The sequence below is a fragment of the Streptomyces sp. NPDC001744 genome, assembly GCF_042892575.1.
GTDB lineage: Bacteria > Actinomycetota > Actinomycetes > Streptomycetales > Streptomycetaceae > Streptomyces.
On sequence record NZ_JBIAUG010000013.1, the window covers coordinates 40,021 to 62,901 of the forward strand.

23 protein-coding genes and 1 riboswitch are annotated in these 22,881 nt (G+C 75.1%); of the genes, 18 read left to right on the forward strand and 5 right to left on the reverse strand.

Annotated elements, in window-relative coordinates; all coding sequences use genetic code 11:
- Positions 1-21: 21 nt before the first annotated feature.
- Positions 22-1,332 (reverse strand): glycosyltransferase family 4 protein, encoded by a 1,311-nt coding sequence (locus ACFYZY_RS17140; RefSeq protein ID WP_388694462.1) that lies wholly within the window; start codon positions 1,330-1,332, stop codon positions 22-24.
- A gap of 204 nt (positions 1,333-1,536) precedes the next feature.
- Between ACFYZY_RS17140 and ACFYZY_RS17145 the strand changes: the two genes are divergently transcribed.
- The 9 genes from ACFYZY_RS17145 to ACFYZY_RS17185 all read left to right on the forward strand — a co-directional run bounded on the left by ACFYZY_RS17145 (position 1,537) and on the right by ACFYZY_RS17185 (position 10,795).
- A complete protein-coding gene (locus ACFYZY_RS17145) occupies positions 1,537-2,163 on the forward strand; it encodes a TetR family transcriptional regulator (RefSeq protein WP_388694464.1) in 627 nt (208 codons plus the stop codon).
- Positions 2,164-2,309: 146 nt separating this feature from the next.
- Positions 2,310-2,384: riboswitch (cobalamin riboswitch) on the forward strand.
- Between the two features lie 92 nt (positions 2,385-2,476).
- Positions 2,477-3,751 carry a prenyltransferase/squalene oxidase repeat-containing protein gene (locus tag ACFYZY_RS17150; RefSeq protein ID WP_388694467.1) on the forward strand — a complete coding sequence of 425 codons (1,275 nt, stop codon included), beginning with the start codon at positions 2,477-2,479 and terminating at the stop codon, positions 3,749-3,751.
- Entirely contained in the window at positions 3,748-4,413 is a 666-nt protein-coding gene (locus ACFYZY_RS17155; RefSeq protein ID WP_388694469.1) for an SCO2322 family protein, read from the forward strand. The genes ACFYZY_RS17150 and ACFYZY_RS17155 overlap by 4 nt, the downstream gene beginning before the upstream one ends.
- A complete protein-coding gene (locus ACFYZY_RS17160) occupies positions 4,410-5,552 on the forward strand; it encodes an energy-coupling factor transporter transmembrane protein EcfT (protein ID WP_388694472.1) in 1,143 nt (380 codons plus the stop codon). The genes ACFYZY_RS17155 and ACFYZY_RS17160 overlap by 4 nt, the downstream gene beginning before the upstream one ends.
- Positions 5,549-7,351: an ABC transporter ATP-binding protein gene (locus ACFYZY_RS17165; protein WP_388694474.1), complete on the forward strand. Its 1,803-nt coding sequence runs from the start codon at positions 5,549-5,551 to the stop codon at positions 7,349-7,351. The genes ACFYZY_RS17160 and ACFYZY_RS17165 overlap by 4 nt, the downstream gene beginning before the upstream one ends.
- Positions 7,348-8,211, forward strand: coding sequence for an ECF transporter S component (locus tag ACFYZY_RS17170; protein ID WP_388694477.1), 864 nt, complete (start codon positions 7,348-7,350; stop codon positions 8,209-8,211). Before ACFYZY_RS17165 ends, ACFYZY_RS17170 begins: the two co-directional genes overlap by 4 nt.
- Before the next feature lie 283 nt (positions 8,212-8,494).
- Positions 8,495-8,896 (forward strand): transglycosylase SLT domain-containing protein, encoded by a 402-nt coding sequence (locus tag ACFYZY_RS17175; RefSeq protein WP_388694480.1) that lies wholly within the window; start codon positions 8,495-8,497, stop codon positions 8,894-8,896.
- Between the two features lie 124 nt (positions 8,897-9,020).
- Positions 9,021-10,130: a DUF2330 domain-containing protein gene (locus ACFYZY_RS17180; protein ID WP_388694483.1), complete on the forward strand. Its 1,110-nt coding sequence runs from the start codon at positions 9,021-9,023 to the stop codon at positions 10,128-10,130.
- On the forward strand, positions 10,127-10,795 hold the full coding sequence (locus tag ACFYZY_RS17185) for an O-methyltransferase (protein ID WP_388694486.1): 669 nt from the start codon (positions 10,127-10,129) through the stop codon (positions 10,793-10,795). Before ACFYZY_RS17180 ends, ACFYZY_RS17185 begins: the two co-directional genes overlap by 4 nt.
- 74 nt (positions 10,796-10,869) lie before the next feature.
- On the opposite strand, the gene ACFYZY_RS17190 is transcribed toward ACFYZY_RS17185, so the two are convergent.
- A complete protein-coding gene (locus tag ACFYZY_RS17190; RefSeq protein WP_388694488.1) occupies positions 10,870-11,958 on the reverse strand; it encodes a serpin family protein in 1,089 nt (362 codons plus the stop codon).
- Between the two features lie 12 nt (positions 11,959-11,970).
- Here ACFYZY_RS17190 and ACFYZY_RS17195 point away from each other — a divergent pair, with 12 nt between their 5' ends.
- Both ACFYZY_RS17195 and ACFYZY_RS17200 read left to right on the forward strand, forming a co-directional pair.
- The gene (locus ACFYZY_RS17195; protein ID WP_388694490.1) at positions 11,971-12,294 is read left to right on the forward strand and encodes an antibiotic biosynthesis monooxygenase family protein; all 324 of its coding nucleotides are present in this window, start codon (positions 11,971-11,973) and stop codon (positions 12,292-12,294) included.
- A gap of 61 nt (positions 12,295-12,355) precedes the next feature.
- Positions 12,356-12,832 carry a GNAT family N-acetyltransferase gene (locus ACFYZY_RS17200; protein WP_388694492.1) on the forward strand — a complete coding sequence of 159 codons (477 nt, stop codon included), beginning with the start codon at positions 12,356-12,358 and terminating at the stop codon, positions 12,830-12,832.
- Between the two features lie 123 nt (positions 12,833-12,955).
- On the opposite strand, the gene ACFYZY_RS17205 is transcribed toward ACFYZY_RS17200, so the two are convergent.
- A complete protein-coding gene (locus ACFYZY_RS17205; protein ID WP_388694494.1) occupies positions 12,956-15,013 on the reverse strand; it encodes a DHA2 family efflux MFS transporter permease subunit in 2,058 nt (685 codons plus the stop codon).
- 670 nt (positions 15,014-15,683) lie between these two features.
- Here ACFYZY_RS17205 and ACFYZY_RS17210 point away from each other — a divergent pair.
- The 6 genes from ACFYZY_RS17210 to ACFYZY_RS17235 all read left to right on the forward strand — a co-directional run bounded on the left by ACFYZY_RS17210 (position 15,684) and on the right by ACFYZY_RS17235 (position 21,232).
- Entirely contained in the window at positions 15,684-16,397 is a 714-nt protein-coding gene (locus ACFYZY_RS17210; RefSeq protein ID WP_388694496.1) for a peptidoglycan-binding protein, read from the forward strand.
- A 176-nt stretch (positions 16,398-16,573) separates the two neighbouring features.
- Positions 16,574-17,239: an HAD-IA family hydrolase gene (locus ACFYZY_RS17215; protein ID WP_388694498.1), complete on the forward strand. Its 666-nt coding sequence runs from the start codon at positions 16,574-16,576 to the stop codon at positions 17,237-17,239.
- Between the two features lie 394 nt (positions 17,240-17,633).
- The gene (locus tag ACFYZY_RS17220) at positions 17,634-18,278 is read left to right on the forward strand and encodes an HNH endonuclease family protein (protein WP_388694782.1); all 645 of its coding nucleotides are present in this window, start codon (positions 17,634-17,636) and stop codon (positions 18,276-18,278) included.
- Positions 18,279-18,481: 203 nt separating this feature from the next.
- Positions 18,482-19,000, forward strand: coding sequence for a DoxX family protein (locus ACFYZY_RS17225; RefSeq protein ID WP_388694500.1), 519 nt, complete (start codon positions 18,482-18,484; stop codon positions 18,998-19,000).
- Positions 19,001-19,163: 163 nt separating this feature from the next.
- A complete protein-coding gene (locus ACFYZY_RS17230; RefSeq protein WP_388694502.1) occupies positions 19,164-20,153 on the forward strand; it encodes a BtrH N-terminal domain-containing protein in 990 nt (329 codons plus the stop codon).
- A 455-nt stretch (positions 20,154-20,608) separates the two neighbouring features.
- Positions 20,609-21,232 carry a DedA family protein gene (locus ACFYZY_RS17235; RefSeq protein ID WP_388694784.1) on the forward strand — a complete coding sequence of 208 codons (624 nt, stop codon included), beginning with the start codon at positions 20,609-20,611 and terminating at the stop codon, positions 21,230-21,232.
- Here ACFYZY_RS17235 and ACFYZY_RS17240 read toward each other — a convergent pair.
- Both ACFYZY_RS17240 and ACFYZY_RS17245 read right to left on the reverse strand, forming a co-directional pair.
- Entirely contained in the window at positions 21,192-21,452 is a 261-nt protein-coding gene (locus ACFYZY_RS17240; RefSeq protein ID WP_388694504.1) for a DUF2277 domain-containing protein, read from the reverse strand. The genes ACFYZY_RS17235 and ACFYZY_RS17240 overlap by 41 nt on opposite strands.
- A gap of 83 nt (positions 21,453-21,535) precedes the next feature.
- On the reverse strand, positions 21,536-21,760 hold the full coding sequence (locus ACFYZY_RS17245) for a hypothetical protein (protein WP_388694505.1): 225 nt from the start codon (positions 21,758-21,760) through the stop codon (positions 21,536-21,538).
- Between the two features lie 189 nt (positions 21,761-21,949).
- Between ACFYZY_RS17245 and ACFYZY_RS17250 the strand changes: the two genes are divergently transcribed.
- Positions 21,950-22,708 carry a GntR family transcriptional regulator gene (locus tag ACFYZY_RS17250; protein WP_388694508.1) on the forward strand — a complete coding sequence of 253 codons (759 nt, stop codon included), beginning with the start codon at positions 21,950-21,952 and terminating at the stop codon, positions 22,706-22,708.
- The last annotated feature ends 173 nt before the right edge of the window (positions 22,709-22,881 follow it).

The following is a 22,881-nucleotide window of genomic DNA, read 5'->3' on the forward strand; positions in this document are numbered from 1 at the left end:
CGTTCGGTTCGTGCGCGGTGGTCACCGGCGGGCGCGGCGGGCGACGGCCTCGCGGTAGAGCTCCTCGGTGCCCCGGGCCGCGCGGGCCCAGGTGAAGCGCTCCAGGACCCGTTCCCGGCCGGCGGCGCCGAGGCGGGCCCGCAGGCCGGGATCGCCGAGGACCCGGCCGAGGGCGGCGGCGAGCGCGCCCGCGTCGCCGGGCGGCACCGCGAGGCAGGTCTCGCCGTCGGGGCCCGCGACCTCGGGGATCGCGCCGCCGGTGGTGGCGACGAGCGGGGTGCCGGTGGCCATGGCCTCGGCGGCGGGCAGCGAGAACCCCTCGTACAGGGAGGGCACGCAGGAGACCTGGGCGGAGCGGACGAGGTCGACGAGTTCGGCGTCGGTGACGCCCTTGACGAACTCGACGGCGCCTTCGAGGCCGTACCGCTCGATGGCCCGCGCGACCGGGCCGTCCTCGGCGCGCCTGCCGACGACGACGAGGTGCGCGTCGGGGTTCTCCGTGCGGAGCTTGGCCAGCGCCTCGATCAGGTGGATCAGGCCCTTGAGGGGGACGTCGGCGCTGGAGGTGGTGACGATCCGGCCGGGGACCTCGGCGACGGACGGGTCCGGGGACCAGAGGCCGGTGTCGGCGCCGATGTGGACGACCCGGATGCGGTCCTCCCGTACGCCGAGGTGCTCCACGATCTCCTGGCGGGAGGTGCCGGAGACGGTGAGCACGGACGGCAGGCGGCGGGCGACCTTCTTCTGCATGCGGGTGAAGGCGTACCAGCGGCGGACGGAGGCGCGGCGCTTCCAGCCGGCGGCGGCGTCGAGTTCGAGCTGCCGGTCGACGGTGATGGGGTGGTGGATCGTGGTGACCAGGGGCGCGCCGAGCGCGCGGGGGCCGCCGAGGAGGCCGTACCCGAGGGTCTGGTTGTCGTGGACGACGTCGAAGTCGCCGCGGCGGGCGGCGAGCAGGCGCCGGGCCCGCAGGGAGAAGGTGAGCGGCTCGGGGAAGCCGCCGGTCCACATGGTGGCGACTTCCAGGGCGTCGATCCAGTCGCGGTACTCGTCGCGCTTCGGGGTCCGGAAGGGGTCCGGCGAGCGGTAGAGGTCGAGGCTGGCGATCTCGGTGAGCGGCACGCCCTCGTCGAGCGTCGGGTACGGCTGGGAGCCGATGACCTCGACGGTGTGGCCGAGGCGGGCGAGTTCGCGGGAGAGGTGCCGGACGTAGACGCCCTGGCCCCCGCAGAAGGGATTCCCCTTGTACGTGAGGAGGGCGATCCGCAACGGACCGTCACCGTCTCCGGTGACGCCCGGACGGGGGCCCGCCTCTATGGCCTCAGCGGTCATGCGCGACCCCTCTTCGAGCGTGCGTTTCGCCGGAGCGTAACCGCTGGCGTTAACCTAGAACAAGTTACAGACCCGGCCGCCGCCCGGTCGTCCGGGAGGACAGAATCTACCGGCAGGTAGTGCCGCGGTGAGATCCGGAGCGGGTGATTCGCGCCACGGCGCCACCGCCGTACCGCCGCTCCCCACCGCACGGAACGGGATCCCATGACCGCAGAGAACAGAGCGGACCACGGCACGGACCACGGCCCCGCCGCGCCCCTCACGGAGCGCCAGGAGGAGCGGCGGCGGCGCATCCTGGACGCCAGCACGCGGCTCGCGTCGCGGGGCGGCTTCGACGCCGTGCAGATGCGGGAGGTGGCCGAGGAGGCGGGCGTGGCCCTGGGCACGCTGTACCGCTACTTCCCGTCGAAGGTCCACCTGCTCGTCGCGGTGATGCAGGACCAGCTCCGGCACCTGCACACCACGCTGCGCAAGCGGCCCCCGGCGGGCGCGGACCCGGCGGAGCGGGTCGCGGAGACCCTGATGCGGGCCTTCCGGGCGCTCCAGCGGGAGCCGCAGCTGGCCGACGCGATGGTGCGGGCGCTGATCTTCGCGGACCGGAGCGTGAGCGCCGAGGTGGACGAGGTCTCGCGGCTGACGACCGCGATCGTCCTGGACGCGATGGGGACCGGGCACCCGACGCCGGCCCGGCGCTCGGTGGTCCGGGTGATCGAGCACACCTGGCACTCGGCGCTGATCACGTGGCTGTCGGGACGGTCCTCGATCGCCCAGGTGAAGATCGACATCGAGACGGTGTGCCGGCTGATCGACGTGACGGCGGGGGACGCGTAGGGGCGGAGGGGCCGGGACGCGGAAGCCGGACCCCGGGACGGCGGGCCCGCCGCCGTCCGCACGGGCCGGTGCGGGGCCGTGCACACCCCGGGTGAGCAGCGCGTAAGGGCCGGTAGAGTGAGCGGGTCGTCATCATGCCCGTGCGGGGGGAAGCCGGTGCGAGTCCGGCGCTGACCCGCAGCCGTGAGGCCCTCCGTCCGGGGGGACGAGCCGGAATGCCCCGTCCGGGACGTGACCGCCGGCACCGTCGAGGAATACGGAGCCGAGCCCGGTGCCCCGAGGCGTGCCGTGCCCGGCCGCAGGAGAGGGCTCCATGAACACCGTCCGCCGCGCCGCCGCGCTCACCGCCGCCGTCGCCGTACTCGGCGCCGGAGCCGCCGGGCACGCTTCCGCCGCGCCCGCCCCGGCCCCCTCCGCCGCCTCCGCCCCCTCCTCCAGTTCTGCCGGCTCCGGCCTGTACGGCACGAAGGACCCGACGTACGACGGCGTCTGGCGCCAGTCGCTCGCCTTCCTCGCCCAGCGCGCCACCGGCTACCAGCCCGCCGACCGGGCCGTGGAGTGGCTGCTCGGCCAGCAGTGCGCCGACGGCGCCTTCCCCTCGTACCGCGCGGACACCGCGAAGCCCTGCGACGCGAAGACGATGCGGGACACCAACGCCACCGCCGTCGCCGTGCAGGCGCTCGCCGCCGTCCGCGGCCAGGCCGCCGCCCCGGAGAAGGCCGACCGGGCCGTCAAGGCCGGCACCGACTGGCTGAAGACCGTGCAGAACGAGGACGGCGGCTGGAGCTACAGCCCCGGTGGCGCCGGCGACGCCAACTCCACCTCGGTCGTCGTCGGCGCGCTCGCCGCGACCGGCGTGCGGCCCGTCTCGTTCGTCTCCGCCAAGGGCCGCACCCCCTACGACGCGCTCCTCTCCTTCGCACTGCCCTGCACCGACAAGGAGGGTCCCGGCGCCTTCGCCTACCAGCCGGACAAGGACGGGAAGCTGGTCGCCAACGCCGACGCGACCGCCGCCGCCACCCTCGCCGGGCTGGGCAAGAGCCTCGTCGCCACCAAGGCGTCCCCCGACCAGCCGCCGGCCTGCGCCGACCTGACGAAGCCGACCGCCGAGCGGGCCGCCCTGAACGGCGCCTCCTACCTGGCCGGGGCCCTCGCGAAGACCGGCCACCTCACCCTGCCGCCGATGCCGGGCGCCACCGGCACCACCGCCACCACCGGGCAGCCCGACGTCGGCAACACCGCCGACGCCGTCGTGGCGCTCGCCGCCGCCGGCGCGGCCAAGCAGGCCAAGCCCGCCCTGGAGTGGTTGGAGAAGAACTCCGCCGCCTGGGCGAAGGAGGGCGGCCCGGCCGCCTACGCCCAGTTGATCCTGGCCGCCCGCGCGACGGAGACCGACCCGCGCGAGTTCGGCACGGCCGACCTGGTCGAGCAGCTCAACGCCGTCGGCCCCGCGCCCAAGAGCCCCGACACCTCCGCCTCCTCCACCAGCGACGACGAGGGCCGCGGCTTCGACCTCTGGTGGATCATCGGCATCGGCACGCTCGTCGGCGTCGGCATCGGCTTCTACGTGAGCGGCCGCAAGAAGTGACCGCCGTCGCCTTCCGCAGGGCCGGGGCCGCGGGCGCCGCCGCCGGAGTGCTCCTGACCCTCGCCGGGGCGGTGGCCGCCCCGGCGCACGCCACCGGCTACCGCTACTGGTCGTTCTGGGAGGGCGGGACCGGCAGGCCCTGGGCGTACGCCACCCAGGGGCCGGCGACCGCCCGTCCCGCCGACGGCGACACGATCGGCTTCCGCTTCGCGGTCGGCCGGGAGGCCGACAGCGCCTCCCGGCCCTCCGCCGCCCCGGACTTCGCGGGGATCTGCGCGGGCGTGGCGGAGAAGGACGGCACGCGGCGGATCGCGGTCGTCGTCGACTTCGGCGGCCCGGCCGACGCCCCGCCGGGCGAGGCCCCCCCGGCGCGGCCGGTCAGGACCGGCTGCGCGCGGGTCCGCGACGGCGCGACGGGCGCGGAGGCGCTGGCCGCCGTGGTGAAACCGCTGCGGTACGACAGCGGGGGCATGCTCTGCGGGATCGCGGGCTACCCGGCGCGGGGCTGCGGCGAGCCGGTCGGCGAGGAGTCCCCCGCCCCGGCCGCGCCCACGGCCGCCGGGAAGCCGGGCGGCGGCCCGTCCGTCGGCGTGCTGGCCGGCGGGGCGGCCGTCCTGGCCCTCGGCGGGGCGGCGATCTGGAAGGCCCGCCACCGCGGATGAGCACCGCCCCCCGCAGCACCGCACCCCGTCGCGGCGCGTTCCGCGGCGCGCTCACGGCCCCCGTGGCGAGCCGGGCCAACGCCCTGCACGCGGGGGCGTGGTGGCTGTGGGCGCTCGGTCTGGCCGTCGCCGCCTCCCGCACCACGAACCCGCTCCTGCTCGGCCTGGTCGTCGGGGTCGCCGGGTACGTCGTCGCGGCCCGCCGCACGGACGCGCCGTGGGCCCGCTCGTACGGCGCGTTCGTGAAGCTGGGCCTGTTCGTGGTGGCCCTCCGCGTCCTCTTCTCCCTCCTCCTCGGCTCCCCGGTCCCGGGCACCCACCCCCTGTTCACGCTGCCCGAGGTGCCGCTGCCCGACTGGGCGCGGGGGGTGCGGATCGGGGGCCGGGTGACGGCCGAACAGCTGCTGTTCGCGGTGTACGACGGCGCGAAGCTGGCGACCCTGCTGATCTGCGTGGGCGCCGCGAACGCGCTCGCCAACCCGGCGCGGCTGCTCAAGTCGCTGCCGGGAGCGCTGTACGAGGCGGGGGTCGCCGTCGTCGTGGCGATGACCTTCGCGCCGAACATGGTCGCCGACGTGGCCCGGCTGCGGACCGCCCGCCGGCTGCGGGGCCGCCCCACGGGCGGGGTCCGGGCGGTCCTCCGGATCGGCCTGCCGGTCCTGGAGGGGGCCCTCGAACGCTCGATCGCGGTGGCGGCCTCCATGGACGCGCGGGGCTACGGGCGGACGGCCCGCGTCCCCGCGTCCGTGCGCCGCACCACGAACGTCCTGACCCTCGGCGGTCTCCTCGGCATCTGCGCCGGCTCGTACGGGCTGCTCGCGGCGGAGGGCGCGGGGTACGGCCTCCCGCTGCTCGGCGCCGGGGTCCTCGCCGCCGTGGCCGGGCTCCGGCTCGGCGGGCGCCGGACGGTGCGGACCCGGTACCGGCCCGACCGGTGGGGTGCGCGGGCCTGGCTGGTGGCGGGCTCGGGGGTGGCGGTCGCGGTCCTGATGATCCGGGCGAACGCGTACGCCCCGGAGGCGCTGCACCCGGGGGTCGTCCCCCTGGTCGCCCCCGCCCTGCCGCTCTGGCCGGCCGTGTCGGTCCTGGTGGGCCTGGTGCCCGCGTTCGTGGCCCCCGTACCCGAGGAGAGTCCGTGATCCGCTTCGAGAACGTCTCGGTGAGGTACGAGGAGGACGCCGAGCCCACGCTGCGGAACCTCGACCTCACCGTCCCCGAGGGGGAACTCGTCCTCCTGGTGGGGCCCTCGGGCGTCGGCAAGTCGACCCTCCTCGGCGCGGTCTCCGGTCTCGTCCCCCACTTCACGGGCGGCACCCTGACCGGCCGGGTGACGGTGGACGGCCGCGACACGCGCACGCACCCGCCGCGCGAGCTGGCGGACGTGGTGGGCACGGTCGGCCAGGACCCGTCGGCCCACTTCGTCACCGACACGGTCGAGGACGAGCTGGCGTACGGGATGGAGTCCCTGGGGCTCGCGCCCGGCGTCATGCGGCGCCGGGTCGAGGAGACCCTGGACCTCCTCGGCCTCGCCGAGCTCCGCGACCGGCCGATCGCCACGCTCTCCGGCGGCCAGCGCCAGCGGGTCGCGATCGGCTCCGTCCTCACCCCGCACCCCAAGGTCCTCGTCCTCGACGAGCCGACCTCCGCGCTCGACCCGTCGGCGGCGGAGGACGTCCTCGCGGTCCTCCAGCGCCTGGTCCACGACCTCGGCACGACGGTCCTCCTCGCGGAGCACCGCCTCGAACGCGTCGTCCAGTACGCGGACCGGGTCCTCCTCCTGCCGGAGGCGCTGATGGGTCCGCCGTCCGAGGTCATGGCCGTCTCGCCGGTCCGTCCGCCGGTGGTGTCGCTGGGCCGGGTGGCGGGGTGGTCACCGCTCCCCCTGACGGTGCGGGACGCGCGGCGGAGGGCGGGGGACCTGAAGGCCCGCCTGGAGGGCCGGGTCCCGGTGGACCCCGCTCCCCGTCCCGTCTCCTCCCTTTCTTCTTCCTCTTCTTCCTCCTCCGGCCGGGGTGCCGTCCCGGACTCCGGCCGGGGTGCCGTCCCGGACTCCGGGCCCGGCGGGAAGCGGGGCGGGGGGTTCCCCTTCCTCTCGCGACGGTGGCGGCCGGAACGGGCACGGACGGGCGGGGCTCCCGCCTCCCCCCTCACTCCTTCCTCCCCTCCCGCCCCCCTCGTCCTCGTCGACTCCCTCGGCGTCCGCCGGGGCCGCGTGGAAGCCCTCCGCGGGATCGACCTGAGGGTCGCCCCCGGCGAGACCGTCGCGCTCATGGGACGGAACGGCGCCGGGAAGTCGACCCTCCTCTCCGCCCTCGTCGGCATGATCGCCCCCACCTCCGGCACCGTCCGGATCGCGGGCCGGGCCCCGCACGCCACCGACCCGCGCGAGCTGATCCGCCGGGTCGGTCTGGTGCCGCAGGAGCCGAGGGACCTCCTCTACGCGGACACCGTCGCCGCCGAGTGCGCGGCGGCCGACGCGGACGCGGGCGCGGCGGACGGAACCTGCCGGGCCCTGGTGTCCGAGCTGCTGCCGGGCGTCACGGACGACACCCATCCCCGGGACCTGTCCGAGGGCCAGCGGCTCGCCCTCGCGCTCGCCGTCGTCCTGACCGCCCGCCCGCCGCTCCTCCTCCTCGACGAGCCGACCCGGGGCCTGGACTACGCGGCCAAGGCCCGCCTGGTCGCGCACCTGCGCGCCCTCGCGGCGGACGGGCACGCCGTCGTGCTCGCCACGCACGACGTGGAGCTGGCGGCCGAGCTGGTGCACCGGGTGGTGATCGTCGCGGACGGCGAGGTCGTCGCGGACGGCCCGACGGCCGAGGTCGTCGTCTCCTCGCCCGCGTTCTCGCCGCAGGTGGCCAAGATCCTGGCCCCGCGGCCGTGGCTCACGGTCGAGCAGGTGGAGCGGGCGCTGGCGGGGCCGGAGGGAGCGGAATGAGCGCCCGCCCCCTCCGCCTCGGCCCCCGTTCGGTCGCCGCCCTCGCCCTCGTCTCCCTGATCGGGATCGGCGCCTTCTGCTGGCCCCTGTTCGCGGACGCCGGCTCGGCGGTGACGTCGCACGCCGGTGACGCCCCGTGGCTGTTCGCCGCGCTGCTGCCGCTGCTCGTCGCGGTGGTGGTGGCGACGATCGCGGACTCCGGCATGGACGCCAAGGCGGTCGCGATGCTGGGCGTGCTCGCCGCCGTGGGGGCGGCGCTGCGCCCGCTGGGGGCGGGGACGGCCGGCCTGGAGCCGATGTTCTTCCTGATGGTGCTGAGCGGCCGGGTCCTGGGTCCGGGCTTCGGCTTCGTCCTGGGCGCGGTGACGATGTTCGCGTCCGCGCTGCTCACGGGCGGCGTGGGCCCCTGGATGCCGTTCCAGATGCTGGCGATGGGCTGGTTCACGATGGGGGCCGGACTGCTGCCGGGGCAGCGGGGCCTGCGGGGCCGGGCGGAGCTGCTGATGCTCTCCGCGTACGGGTTCGCGGCGGCCTTCGCGTACGGAACGGTCATGAACCTCCAGGGCTGGGTCCTGCTCCAGGGCCTGGGCAGCGGCATCTCCTTCCGGCCGGGCGCCCCGCTCCACGAGAACCTGGTCCGCTTCCTCGCGTACGTCACCACCACCTCCCTCGGCTGGGACCTCGGCCGGGCCGTGCTCACCGTCGTCCTCACGCTCACGGTCGGCGGCACCCTCCTCAGGGCGCTGCGGCGGGCCACACGGCGGGCGAACTTCGAGGCCCGGGTCACATTCGAGGGCCCGGAAGAGCCCTCCCGGAGTGAGCCGTGCCATAGGACCCAGGTCACGTACGACCGGCCCTAGTAGGGGGCATAACGGTACAAATGCCCATGCAACCGCCCGCGACCTGCTGAAATACCCCATAGCCCTCCCGGGACCTTCTTCCCGGGTCCGAGGCTTCCTCGTACAGGGGGTCGTTGCGCCGGGGGTTCCCGTCCTGCTTCTCTGGTGGACGTCGCCAGGCAGCCGGTGCCCACCGCACCGCCCCGGTCGACCGGTTCCCTCCAGTTCCCGGGTCCTCCGGGGTCTGGTTCCGGACGGCCCGGAACGCCCGGCGCGACCTTGTCCCCGAAGTTAGGTAGAAACCTTGATCCGCTCGCTCACCACCCGTGTCGCCGCCCGCAAGAAGACCTTCGCCGCCTCCGCAGCCGTGCTGCTGGGCGCGTCGGGTGCGGTGCTCGGCACGACGGGCGCGGCCTCGGCCGCCAGCCCGCAGGATGTCGCGCGACAGATCGTCCCCTCCTCGCAGTACGCCTCCTTCAGCAAGATCGTGGCCCACGAGTCCGGCTGGAACCACAAGGCCACCAACTCCTCCAGCGGCGCCTACGGCCTGGTCCAGGCCCTGCCGGCCTCGAAGATGTCCTCGGCCGGCTCCGACTGGAAGACGAACCCCGCCACCCAGATCAAGTGGGGCCTCAACTACATGAACGAGCGCTACGGCTCCCCGAACGCCGCCTGGGCGTTCTGGCAGACCCACGGCTGGTACTGAGAAACCCGCCGCACCGCGCACCCGCACGGCCCCGCCCTCCGCACGGAGGAGCGGGGCCTGCCGCGTTCCCGGGCGCCGAACGCCCGTACGGAACCGGAATCCCGCCCGCCGCGTCTGAGCCGCCATGGGGGAGACACGCCGCCGCCCGGCCACCAGAATCCTGACGCTCGTCGTCGCGCTGCTCGCGCTCCAGCTCGGCTCGCTCGTCGCACCGGCGTACGCCTGCGGCTGCGGCGCCATGATCCCGGACGCGTCCCGGCGCATCGGCGTCGACCGCGAGGAGTCGGCCGTCCGCTGGGACGGGCGCACCGAGACCGTCGTCATGCGCTTCCGGGTGAACGGCGACGCCGAACGGGCCGCCTGGGTCATGCCGGTGCCGAGCCGGGCCGGCGTCACCCTCGGCGACCCGGCGCTCTTCGGCGAGCTGGCCCGGCTCACCGCGCCCGAGCGGCGCGACCGCTTCCACTTCTGGCCGCGCGAGGACGACTGGCCCTTCGGCGGCGGACGCGGCGACGGGGTCGGGGCCGGCGCGCCCCCCGGCGGGGGCGTCGGCGTCGTCGGCCGCGAACGGCTCGGCCCCTTCGACGTGGCCCGGCTGACCGCCACCGACCCGGACGCCCTCGGCGACTGGCTCCGCACCAACGGCTTCGCCCTGCCCGACCGGCTCACCGCCGAACTCCGGCCGTACGTCGAGCGGAAGTGGGAGTACGTCGCGGTCCGCCTCGCGCCCCGGGAGAAGGGCGCGGTCCTGCGCGGCGAACTCACCCCGCTGCGCATCGTCTTCGCCTCGCCCGAACTCGTCTACCCCATGCGGCTCTCCCGGCTCGCGAAGACCCCCCAGTCCCTCGGCCTCTCCGTCCTCGCGGACCACCGGATGGAGCCCCGCTCCCCCATCGGCGGCGACCGCCCCGAGGTGACCTTCGCCGGCCGGATCGAGCGTCCCGGGGGCACCGTGGCCGCGCTCGCGGGCGGCGGACCGGTCCATCTGACCGTCCTGGAGCAGCGGTTCCCGCACCCGGAGCGGATCGACGACGACCACCACCTGCGGCGGGTGGCCGACACCCCGTACCGCCGGGTCGTGTACACCGACCGGCTGCTGACCGTCGCCGGCGTTCCCGCCTGGCTCCTGACGGTGGGCGGCGGCCTGCTGCTCGCGGCCGTCACGGCGCTCCTGCTCGTACGGGCGTCACGGCGCCGTGCGGACGCCGGCGCGGGTGTACGTTCGGCCGCATGACGAACCCCCGATGGACCGCCGTGGACCAGTACGTCACCGACCTGCTCGTCCCGGACGACGAGGCGCTGTCCGCCGCGCTCGCCGACTCGGCGGCGGCCGGACTGCCGGAGATCGCCGTCGCCCCCAACCAGGGCAAACTGCTCCACCTGCTCGCCCGGACGCAGGGCGCCCGGAAGATCCTGGAGATCGGCACCCTCGGCGGCTACAGCACGATCTGGCTGGCCCGCGCGCTGCCCGCCGACGGCCGGCTCATCACCCTGGAGTACGACCCGGCCCACGCGGAGGTGGCCCGCGCCAACATCGCCCGCGCCGGCCTGGACGGGCTGGTGGAGGTGCGGACGGGCGCGGCCCTGGACAGCCTGCCGGAGATCGGGGCGGAGGGGGCGGGCCCGTTCGACCTCGTCTTCGTCGACGCCGACAAGGCCAACAACCCGCGCTACGTGGAGTGGGCCCTGAAGCTCTCCCGGCCGGGCACCCTGATCGTGGTCGACAACGTGGTGCGGGACGGCAGGGTCGCCACCGAGCACCCGGACGACCCGGCCGTCACGGGCATCCGCGAGATGTTCGACCTGATCGCCCGCGAACCGCGCCTGGACGCCACGGCGTTCCAGACGGTCGGCACGAAGGGCCACGACGGGCTGCTGCTCGCGCGGGTGGTGGAGTAGGAGCGCGGGTGGTGGAGCAGGGCGCGGCTCGCGCGGGCGGGGCGGCCGGGCGGCCGGTCGCCCCGCCGGCGGGGTCACGACGGGCCGGTGCCCGACCGCCACCCCGCGAAGAGCGGCACCTCGCCGGTGGCGTCGAGGACGACGACGCCGAAGGGCCGGTCGAAGGCGATCCGTTCCACCGCCTCCCGCCGGGGCGCGGACGCGCTCCGGGCCATCCGCACGGCGGTGACGGCCGCCGCCTCGACGCCCTCCTCGGCGACCTCGACCACCGCCTCCTGCACCACCTCGTCGACGAAGAGACCGGCCGGGTCGGGGGTCAGGCCCGCGAAGTCGGCGCCGGGGCGCAGGGCCCGGACGACGCCGAGCGCCGCCAGGTGCGCGTCCACCCCGGTCCGCGTGCGGAGGGTGAAGCGCGGCAGGGAGAGGTCGACGGCGTCGGCGGCGAACCCCTCCCGCCCGCCGGGCGCGGCCCAGGCGGCGGGCAGCGTCCCGGCGGGCCCGGCCCCCTCCGCGCCGAGCACGAACCGCACCAGGGCGGCGTCCTCCCCCGCACAGGGCAGCTCGACCACGGTGGCCCCGCCGACGCGCCAGGCCCACGCGGCGGGAACCCGCCGCCGCATGGTCGGCACGGGCCGGACGGCACCACGGCCGTCGGTGAAGGGCTCGTCGCGGGTGAGGTGCGCGGGAAAGGCGGTCCGCCAGGACGCCTTGAGGGCGAGCGCGTTGAGCAGGACGAGGGCCTCGGAACCGTCGAGACCGAGCGGCAGTCCGTCGATCCGGCCGCCGGTGGCCTCCCGCACCCACGCGTCGAGAACGGCCTGCGCGTCCCCGCGCAGCTCCCCGAACCGCACGCCGGGCAGCCCCCGCCGGTACTCCTCGCGGACCGGCACCCGGGCCCACACCCCCGTACCCACCGCGAGCCCGCCCGTGGCCGCGAGCCGCCGCCCCGCGACGGTCACGGCCCCGGCGGCCTCCTCCCCCGCGACCCCGAGCAGACCGCGCAACTCCTCGGCGGTACGCCCCCGCGCCCCGGCCGCGACGGCCCCGAGCGCCAGCCACAGCCCGGCCGGCGAGACGACGAAGTCACCGTCCCCGAGCCGGGGCAGCCAGCGCGCGGCGAGGGCGCGGACGGCGTCCGCGCGGGGAACGGGAGGAGGAGTCATATCCTGCCCTTCATGAGCATCGTGAAGATCAACGTCCTGACCGTGCCGGCCGAGCAGCGCGAGGTGCTGGAGCGGCGCTTCGCCTCGCGGGCCGGGGCCGTGGAGGGCTCCGACGGCTTCGAGTGGTTCGAGCTGCTGCGCCCCGTGGAGGGCACCGACCAGTACCTGGTGTACACCCGCTGGCGCAGCGAGGAGGACTTCCAGAACTGGATGAACGGTTCCATGCGCGCCGCCCACCAGGGCGGCGGCGAGGGCGGCGAGCGGCCGAAGCCCGCCGCGTCCGGGTCCACCCTGTGGTCGTTCGAGGTCGTCCAGCAGGCGGCCCCCAAGGGCTGAGCCGCGCCCGGCGGTTCAATCCGGGTGCGTCGCCGGTCGTGCGCGCCGCACAATGGCGCGCATGACCTGGTCCTTCGCCCCCGAGCCCGTCGGCACCCCCGATGCCACCGCCCTCCGCCGTGACTACTACGGCGACGTCGCCGGGCGGTACTTCCGCCGTGTCCTGGCCGAGGACGAGTACGACGACGAGATGCTGAACGAGGGGCTCGACCTGCTCGCCCCGCCCACCGGGCAGTTCCTCGTCGGGCACTACGGGGGGAAGCCGGCCGCCTGCGGCGGCGTGCTGCTCCTGGACGGGGAGCGCGCCGAGCTGACCCGGGTCTTCGTCCGCCACGCGTTCCGCGGCCTCGGCGGCGCCGGCCTCCTGATGGAGGGCCTGGAGGACGCGGCCCGCGCGCTCGGCGCCCGCCGGACGGTCCTCAACACGCGCCTGGACCTGATCGAGGCGCGACGCCTGTACGTGCGGCACGGGTACGCGGAGATACCGGCGTACTGCACCGGCCCGTACATGGAGGTCTGGTACGGCAAGGAGCTCTGACGCACCGAGCCGGTCCCCGCGCGGGCGCCCGGCGCGGCGGCGGTCCGGCGGCGGGCGTCCGGTACGACGGCGGTCCGGGCGGTGACGTCCGGTACGGCGGTGGTCCCGGCGGCGGCCGTCCGTTCACCCGCGGTGGTCGCGGGGCGGTTGCGGGGTGTGGGGGCGGTCGCTGTCCGAGCCGTTCAGCTCGGACGTCAGTTCCTCCACCAGTTTCACCAGGTCGGTGGGCCGGTCGGGCCCCCACCAGTCGCCGAGGAGTTCGGCGAGCGACTCCTCCCGCGCCTCGGCGAGCAGCGTCGTCACCCGTACGCCCTCCTCGGTGAGGAACAGCTGGACGCCCTCCCGGGCGACCAGGTGGCGCTCCTCCACCTGCCGGGACGCCTCGGTGATCACCCGCAGCGGTACGGGGGTGGTCTCGGCGAGCCGGGCCGGTTCGACAGTGCCGTGCCGGCGGATGCGCAGCAGCAGCCAGCTCGCGGCGGGCAGCAGGTCGAGTCCGGCGCGGGCGGTGATCCTCTCGTAGATCGCCTTGCGCCCCTCGCGGGAGCCGAGGACGGAGAGGGCGCGGGCGCACTCGTCGTACGAGGAGCGTTCGACCGGGTTGGAGGCGAGGGTCTGGGTGGTGTCGGGCGCGGTGACCGAGGTGCGGAGCCGGTCCTCCTTGAGGAACCAGGCGACGACGAAGGCGACGAGGACGACGGGCGACGCGTACAGGAAGACGTCGGTGATGGACGTGGCGTACGCGTGGAGCACGGCGGGGCGCAGGCTCGGCGGGAGCTGGGTGAGGGCGCGCGGGTCGGCCGCGACCTGCCCGGGGCCGGTGCCGGGCGGGACGTTCGGTCCCGCCGCGGCGAAGACGTCTTCGAGCTTGCCGGTGAGCCGGTTGGTGAAGATCGTGCCGAAGACGGCGACGCCGAAGGACGCGCCGATGGAGCGGAAGAAGGTGGCTCCGGAGGTGGCGACGCCGAGGTCCTCGTAGGAGACGGCGTTCTGCACGACGAGGACGAGGACCTGCATGACGAGGCCGAGCCCGGCGCCGAAGACGAAGAAGTAGACGCTCATCTCCCAGGTGGAGCTGGTCTCCGTCAGGCGGTGGAGGAGGAGCAGTCCGACGGCGGTGAGGGCGGTGCCGGCGATCGGGAAGACCTTCCAGCGGCCGGTGCGGGTGACGATCTGGCCGGAGGCGGTCGAGGTGAGCAGCAGGCCGAGGACCATGGGCAGCATGTGCACGCCGGACATGGTCGGGGTGATGCCCCGGACCACCTGGAGGAAGGTCGGCAGGTAGGTCATCGCCCCGAACATCGCGAAGCCGACGACGAAGCTGATGAGCGAGACGAGGGTGAAGGTCCGGACGCGGAACAGCTTGAGCGGCAGCACGGGCTCGGCGGCCCGGCGCTCGACGCGCACGAACCAGACGAGGAGGACGACGCCGAGGACGGCGAGGCCGATGATCTGCGCCGAGCCCCAGGCCCAGGTGGTGCCGCCGAGGGAGGCGACCAGGACCAGGCAGGTGGCGACCGAGGCGATGAGGAAGGTGCCGAGGTAGTCGATGGTGTGCTTCGTGGAGCGGACCGGGATGTGGAGCACGGCGGCGATCACGAAGAGGGCGACGACCCCGACCGGCAGGTTGATGTAGAAGACCCAGCGCCAGGAGAGGTGCTCGGTGAAGAGGCCGCCGAGGAGGGGGCCGAGGACGCTGGTGGCGCCGAAGACGGCGCCGAAGAGACCCTGGTACTTGCCGCGCTCCCGGGGCGGGACGAGGTCGCCGACGATCGCCATGGACAGGACCATGAGCCCGCCGCCGCCGAGGCCCTGCACCGCGCGGAAGGCGATGAGCTGCGGCATGTTCTGGGCGATGCCGCAGAGGGCCGAGCCGATCAGGAAGATGACGATGGCCGACTGGAAGAGCTTCTTGCGTCCGTACTGGTCGCCCAGTTTGCCCCAGAGGGGGGTGGCGGCGGTGGACGCCAGCATGTAGGCGGTGACCACCCAGGAGAGGTGTTCCATGCCGCCCAGCTCGCTGACGATGGTCGGCAGCGCGGTGGAGACGATGGTCTGGTCGAGCGCGGCGAGCAGCATGCCGAGCAGCAGCGCGCCGATCGCGACGAGGACGGTGCGGTGGCTCTGCGCCTCTCCCGGCGCGGGGGCGCCGGGCGGGGACGGGCGTAGGTCCTGGGCCATGGTCGTCTCGTCTCCTCGTACGTCTCCCGGGACGGGTCCCCGGAGAGTTCACCTCGGACAGCTCCTCCATCCTGGTCCGAATGTCCGGTTATGGCCTGCGGAAGGGCACGCCCGTTCCCCCGCAGGGAGGGGGTGGGCTGCATAATCGCTCGCATTGGTATCGGGAGGGGACTCCATCATGACCGGACACGTCTGTCCTGAATGCGGTGTACACAGACCTGGCTGCGCCTGCGCCCGGGCGGAGCCGGCGGCGGCCGAGGACTTCGATCCGCTCCGGATCAGGCCGTACGTGACGCTGGACGCGCCGCGGGAGGCGGAGGCGGGGACGTACGGCGGCTCGGGAGCCGGGGCGTACGGGACGCATGACGGAACGGGGGCCCATGACGGAACGGGGGCCGGGACCGGGGCGTACGGCGGGCCCGGGGCCGGGGCGTACGGGACGGGGGCCGGGACCGGGACGTACCCCGGGGCGGGAACGCGGGGGTACGGGGCGGGGAGCGCGGACGCGGACCCGCCGACCGCCCGCCTCGCCGCGGTCCCCCCGGCGGACCCCCGGGTCCCCCCTCGGGGTTCTCGCCCCGGGGGCCGCGCGGGAGCGGGTCCCGCCGCGCCGGCGACGGGAGCGCGTCCGGACGCGTACCCCGGTGCCGGGGACGACCCCTCCGAGACGATGCCCCTGCTGCTGCGCGGGACCGGCGGCACGCCGCCGTCCGGCGGGAAGCGGAGGCGGGGGCGGGGCACGGTGGTCGTGATGGTGGCCGCGGCCGCCGTGGCGGGCACCGCCGCCCTGGCCGCCGCCGTCCTCGGCGGCGGGAACGAGACGGACGACCGGGCGGTCCCGCCCGAGGTGACCACGAGCGCGTCCCTGAACGCCGCCGTGTCGGAGGCGCCGTCCCCCTCCTCCACGGGCCCGGAGCCGACGACGTCGTCGCCGACCCCGCGCCGGAAGCCCTCCGCCTCCGCCTCCGCCACCGCTTCCCCGTCCCGTACGGTCACCCCCTCCGCCCCGGCCCGCACCACCGCTCCGGGTCCCGGCGCCTCGACCCGGCCGGCCGTCCCCCCGGCCGTCACCACCCCTCCGGTGCCGACGACCGCGCCGACGACGGGGTCCGCGACCCCCTCCCGGACCCCGGAGGAGACGCGGAAGCCCGACCAGGAGGCCCCCACCCTCGCCTACGGCGACCAGGGCCCCGAGGTGAGGGAGCTCCAGTGGCGGCTGAGGAACGTGGGGGCCTACTACGGGCCGATCAGCGGCCGCTTCGACGACGAGGTCAGGGAGTCCGTGCGGATGTTCCAGCGGTGGCAGTCGGTCCGGGGGGACGCGCCGGGCGTCTACGGACCGAACACGCGCGCGGCCCTGGAGGGCGGAGGGTCCGACTTCTGAGGCGCGGCCGGTACCGCGCGGGGTACCGGCGGTCCCAGGATGCGGACACCGGACGGTCCGGTTGGCCAAGACGGCCCCCGGTTTTGTATCGTTGAAAAACAAAGTGGTCCCGCCCGCACTCCCTGACCGGTGGGCGGGTCCGCCTTGTTCTCCGCACCACCCCTTCTGGAGACCCGATGCCTGCCACCACCCCGGCAACGCTCACCGCCCGCGCCCTCCTCCTCGACATGGACGGCACCCTCGTCAACTCGGACGCCGTCGTCGAACGCTGCTGGCGCCGCTGGGCCGAGCGACAGGGTCTCGACGGGGACGCCGCGCTCCGGGTGGTCCACGGCCGCCAGGGGTACGCGACGATGGCCCTGCTCCTCCCGGACCGCCCGATGGAGGAGAACCACGCCGACAACCGGCTCATGCTCGCCGAGGAGACCGCCGACCTCGACGGGGTCGTGCCCGTCTCCGGCGCCCCCGCCTTCATGGCCGCGATCGCGGACCTGCCGCACGCCCTGGTGACCTCGGCGGACGAGGCCCTCGCCCGGGCGCGCATGGGCGCGGCGGCGCTGCGGATGCCGGCGGTCCGGGTCACCGCCGAGAGCGTCGGGGCCAGCAAGCCGGACCCCGAGGGCTTCCTGAAGGGCGCGGCGGCGCTAAACTTCGACCCGGCGGACTGCGTGGTCTTCGAGGACTCCGAGGCCGGCATCCGGGCGGGCCGCGCGGCCGGCATGCGCGTCGTGGGCGTGGGCCCGCGCGCGGCGGCCTTCGCGCCGGACGCGTACGTGCCGGACCTCACCCACCTGCGGGTCGAGGCGGGGGACGGCTCGATCACGCTGACCGCCCTGCCGTAGCACCCGCGCGTACGCGACGACCCTCCGCGTACGCACCCCGCCCTCCGCGCGCGACCGGACCCTCCGGCCGCGCGCGCGTGCTTTCCGGAGCGCCCCTCCTTCACGCCCTTCGTGCCCCTCACGCCCTTCGCGCCCCCGGCGCACAGGCCCCCGCGCGCGAGGAAACGGTTCACCACCGGTCGGTACGCCCCCGCAACCCCCGGACGCCGGGCGGAATCTGACGCTCCGTTAGTGAACGTCGCACCTCTTGATGTGTCGTGCCCATGACGCCACTCTGTTACCTGACGCACCCCCCACGGAAACCCGGCGCCGCCACGATGGCCGGGCCGCCGTCCGGCGGCCCGCGGGGACGCGTCCGCCAAGGTTCCGCCACGTCAAGGGAGTTCACATGTCCATACACAAGGTCTACGCGCGTCGAATCGCCGTCCTCGCCGCCTCCGCCGCCCTCACCACCACCGGCCTGCTGGCCACCGCGCCCACCGCCCAGGCCGCCCTTCCGACCCCGGTCAGCGCCGCGACCGCGCGCACCTACCTGGCCGCCCTCACGGTGCGGGCGGAAGGTTCCACCTCGGGCTACAGCCGGGACCTCTTCCCGCACTGGATCACCCAGTCCGGCACCTGCAACACGCGCGAGACCGTCCTCAAGCGGGACGGCAGCGACGTCGTCACGGACGCCGGCTGCGCCGCCACCAGCGGCAGTTGGTACTCCGAGTACGACGGCGCCACCTGGACGGCCGCCTCGGACCTCGACATCGACCACGTGGTCCCCCTGGCCGAGTCCTGGCGTTCCGGCGCCAGTTCCTGGACCACCTCCCAGCGCCAGGCGTTCGCCAACGACCTGACCCGGCCGCAGCTCATCGCCGTCACGGACAACGTGAACCAGGCGAAGGGCGACCTCGACCCGGCGAAGTGGATGCCCCCGAGGACGGCCTACCGCTGCACGTACGCCCGGGCCTGGGTGCACGTGAAGTACTACTGGAAGCTCAGCGTCGACTCCGCCGAGAAGAGCGCCCTTCAGTCCGTCCTCAACGGCTGCTGACGGCACGGCACCACGGCCGGGGAAACAGCACCGAAGAAACGACACTGCACGGCCGCACGGGAAGCACACACGACCACACACTTCCCGTGCGGCTCAATGTTGAACTTGCAAGTACTAATGAGGTGAACCTAACCTACCGACTCATCGGTTCCGTCCCCCACCCCGTTCACCCCACGAACGAGGCCAGACCGAAGGAGTCCCCCATGAAGAACCCCGGCACCGCCGGCGCCCCCGGCGGCACGCGCGGCCCGGCCGGCCTCACGGCCCGCCTGCACCGGGCCCAGCCGTACGCGCTCGGCCTCTTCCGCATGGTCGTCGGCCTGCTCTTCGCCTGCCACGGCGCCGCCTCGCTCTTCGGCGTCCTCGGCGGAGCCATGGGCGGCGGCACGATCCCCGCGGGCACCTGGCCCGGCTGGTACGCGGCGGTGATCCAGCTCGTCGCGGGCGCCCTGGTCCTGGTCGGCCTCGGCACCCGGAGCGCCGCCCTCCTCGCCTCGGGATCGATGGCGTACGCGTACTTCGAGGTCCACCAGCCCGAATCCCTCTTCCCGCTGCAGAACGGCGGAGAGATCGCGGCCCTGTTCTGCTGGGCCTTCCTCCTGCTCGTCTTCACCGGTCCGGGCGCGCCGGCCCTCGACCGGCTGCTCGGGAGCGGGACCGGGTCCCGGGAGGAGACGGAGAAGGCGGCGCGCGAGGAGCGGACCACGCCGGCCGCGGCCTGAGCGGCGGGCGGAACGCCGCCGGGCCCGCCGACGTGGCGCCGGACCCTTCCCCCGTGGGAGGGTCCGGCGTGAAGGCGTGCGAGGCCCGTCCCGCCGGACCGGCGGAGGCACCGCGAGAGGAACCGACGGCCCTCCCGGTCGTCCCCGTCCGGGAGGACACGGCATGGCCACGATGATCGACATCGACGCCCGGGGTGCGCTGCACTGCGAGACGACGACCCTGGGGGTGCTGCTGCGGCACCGGGGGATCGACCTGTCCGAACCCATGCTCTTCGGCCTCGGTTCCGGCCTGTCCTTCCTCTACTGGGACGGCAAGAACATGGACTTCCCCTTCCTCGGGGGCCGGGTCAAGCCCTTCGAACTCACCAGGAACCTGGCCGCCGGGCTCGGGCTGGAGCTCCGGGTCCGGGAGACCACGTCCCCGCGCAGGGCGTGGGACGACGTCTCGGCGTCCGTCGACGCCGGTCACCCCGTCGGACTGCAGCTCGACAGCTACCACTTGGACTACTTCGGCACGAAGGCGCACTTCGGCGGCCACATCGTGGCCCTGTACGGCTACGACGACCACACGGCGTACCTGGTGGACACCGAGCAGCAGGGCGGAGCGGTCTCCACCGGCCTGGCCGGTCTCGCCCGCGCCAGGGCCGCACGCGGCCCGATGACCGCCCGGCACCGCTCGTTCACCCTCGCCGCGCCGGCGGACCCGCCCTCTCCGCGGGACCGGATCGTCCCCGCCGTCACCGCCTGCGCCGACGCCTTCCTCCACCCGCCCATCGCCAACCTCGGCCACCGGGGCATCGAGAAGGCCGCCAAGCTGCTGCCCACGTGGCTCCGGCGCACCGACGCCCCGGAGCGGGACCTGCCCCGGACCACCCTCCTGATGGAGAAGGCCGGCACCGGCGGCGCCCTGTTCCGCAACCTCTACCGCGACTTCCTCGCCGAATGCGCCGGACTGCTCGACAGCGGCCACCTGCGCACCGGCCACGCGCTGTACGCCGAGGCGGCCACCCTGTGGACGGAGGTGGCGGCGCTGATCGGGAAGGCCGGTGAGACGGGCGAGGAACGGCTCCTCGTCCGGGCCGGCGCGGTCCTCGGCGACATCGCGCGCGTGGAGCGCGAGGCCATGCGGGCCCTGAGCCGCCTGGAGGCGTGAGGCGCCGGGCGCGCGCCGTCCGGCTCCGGCAGCACCGGCCGCGAGGCGCCGGGCGCGCACCATCGGGCCCCGGGCTCCACGAGACGCCGGACGCGCGCCATCGGGCCCCGGGAGCCCCACTCCGCGAGGCGCCGGGCGCATGCCATCGACCCCGGAAGTTCCGCCCCCGCAAGGCGCCGGGCGCGCCCCATCGGCCCCGGAAGCCCCGCCCGTGAGGCGCCATAACAGAGGAGGCCGGTCTCCGCAGCGCGCTTTCCGGCCTTTCCCGCGTACGGTGCGCGGCGGCGGCCGGCCGCCGCACCGGACGATTCCCCTCAGGCTCCCTCAGGTCCCCTCAGGCCTCCGCACGTTCGCACACCGGCGCGTCCCGGCATCACCGCAGGTCCCGTCGCCCCCGCCCGGACACCCACCGGGCACCGGGGGCCCTCCCCCGCGTAGGCTCTGCCCCTGTGAATCTGCTCGACAGCCTGGGCTCGGTGCGGTCGCTCACCGCCGGTCCGTGGATCTACCCGGTGGTGGCGACGTCGATCCTGCTCGACGTCTTCCTGCCCGTGCTGCCGAGCGGCTTCCTGGTGGTCACCGCCGCCACGGCCGCCGCGACGGCCACCGCGGCCACCCCCGACGTGCCGTCGCTCCTCCCGCTCCTCCTCTGCGCGGCCACGGCCTCGGTGCTCGGCGACTTCCTCGCGTACCGCCTGGCCCGACGGGGCGGGGCCAGGCTGGACCGGGCGATAGCGCGTTCGCGCCGCCTCTCCCTGGCGCAGGAACGTCTCGGCACCGCGCTCGCCCGGGGCGGCGGGCTGCTCGTGGTGCTCGCGCGCTTCGCCCCGGCGGGCCGCTCCGTGGTCTCGCTGGGCGCGGGCGCGTCGAAGCGGCGCATCGAGGAGTTCCTGCCGTGGTCGGCGGTCGCGGGCGTGACCTGGGCCTCGTACAGCGTGGGGCTCGGCTGGCTGGGTGGTCAGTGGCTGGGCGCGACCTGGTTCGGCGCGGGGGTGTCCACCCTCGCGCTCTTCCTGGCGGGGGGCCTGGCCGCGTACCTCATACAGCGCCCGGCCCCGGCTCCCGCGACCGCTTCCTGACGGCGGAGGGCGCCCCGCGCACCTCCAGGCCGTCGAGGAGCCTCGCGGTGGCCTCCGCGACCTCCTCCACGGCCCGCTCGAAGACCTCGCGGTTGTGGGCGGCGGGGGCGCGGAAACCGGAGACCTTGCGGACGTACTGCAGGGCGGCGGCGCGGATGTCGTCCCCGGTCGCCTCCTCGGGCAGGACGGGCGGGCGGAGCGTCTTGATGCTGCGGCACATGCCTCCAGTGTGACGCGCACCACTGACGACCGGGCCGGCCCCGCTCTCGCCGCCCCCGCGCGTCCGTTCCGCACGCTCCGCGCTCAGGCGCCGAGACCGCGCCTGCTCCGCGCGTTGAGTTCGGCGGTGCGGGCCCGCAGTTCGTGCAGGGGCGTGGCGAGCTGGATGTCCACGGGGTCGGCCTCCCACTCGGCACCGCCGTGGACGGCGCGGATGCGGAAGCGCCCGGAGACGCTGTCCACGTAGAAACCGACCCGCCCGGTGGCGGTGTCGCGGACGAGGTCACCGACCTCGGGCCATGACTGCACGCATCCCCTCCGTCCCGGAACCTGAAGCATGGGGACACTCAGGGAAGCGCGGCGGATCCGCCCTGTCAACGCATCTCTAGAGATGTCCCCCGTTGGACGGATCGGCCGGGCGGGAAGGCGTACACGTGTGCCTCCGCGCCGAGAAGTGCGCCGTAGGGTGTGCTCGCAGAGGAAGGGGGTGGTCCGCCCGTGACCGACCAGGACAGTGCCCGGCGGCCCAAGTACCGAAAGATCGCTGAGGAGTTGAGGTCCGCGATCCGGTCGGGCGCCTTCGCGCCGGGCGACCGCCTCCCCGGCGAGAACGACCTCATGGCGACCTACGACGTGGCACGGATGACGGCCCGGCAGGCCCTCTCCGTCCTGCGGGCCGAAGGGCTCGCCGAGGCGCGCAGGGGCGCGGGGGTCTTCGTCCGCGTCTTCCCCCCGCTGCGCCGCCGGGGCGTCCCCCGCCTCGCGGGCGACCACTGGGGCGGCGGCCGTTCGGTCTGGTCGGCGGACATCGGGGACCGGGACCTGGTGGTCGACCGGATCGAGGTGACCGAGGAGGAGGCCGGCGCCCGGGTCGCGGAGATCCTGGACCTGCCGCCGGGCGCGCCCGTCTGCGTCCGCAGCCGCCGGTTCGTCCTGGACTCCCGGCCGGTGCTGCTCTCCGTCTCGTACCTCTCCGCCGAGCTGGTGCGCGGTACGCCGATCACCGCCCCGGACACGGGTCCGGGCGGCACCTACGCGCGGCTCGCCGAGCTGGGCAGGCGGCCGGTGCGCTTCCGGGAGGAGGTCCGCTGCCGGATGCCGACGGCGGACGAGTCGGAGCGGCTGGCCCTGGGACCCGGGACGCCGGTGGTCCTCATCGACCGCACGGCCTTCACGGAGACGGGGGCGGCGGTGGAACTCAACGAGATGACGCTGGACTCGTCGTCGTACGTCCTGGAGTACGACTTCGGGGCGTGACGGGCGGGGCGGGGGCACCGCGCCGGGCGGGACGGCAGTCCGTCGCGCCCGGGGCGGACGGGTTCCGGAGTCCTGGGTGCTGAGGTTCTGACCTTCAGAGGCCCAAGGGTCCCGGGAGTCACGGGTCCCGGGGCCCCGGGGTCCAGGAACCCCGGGGCCCCGGGGTCCCGGGG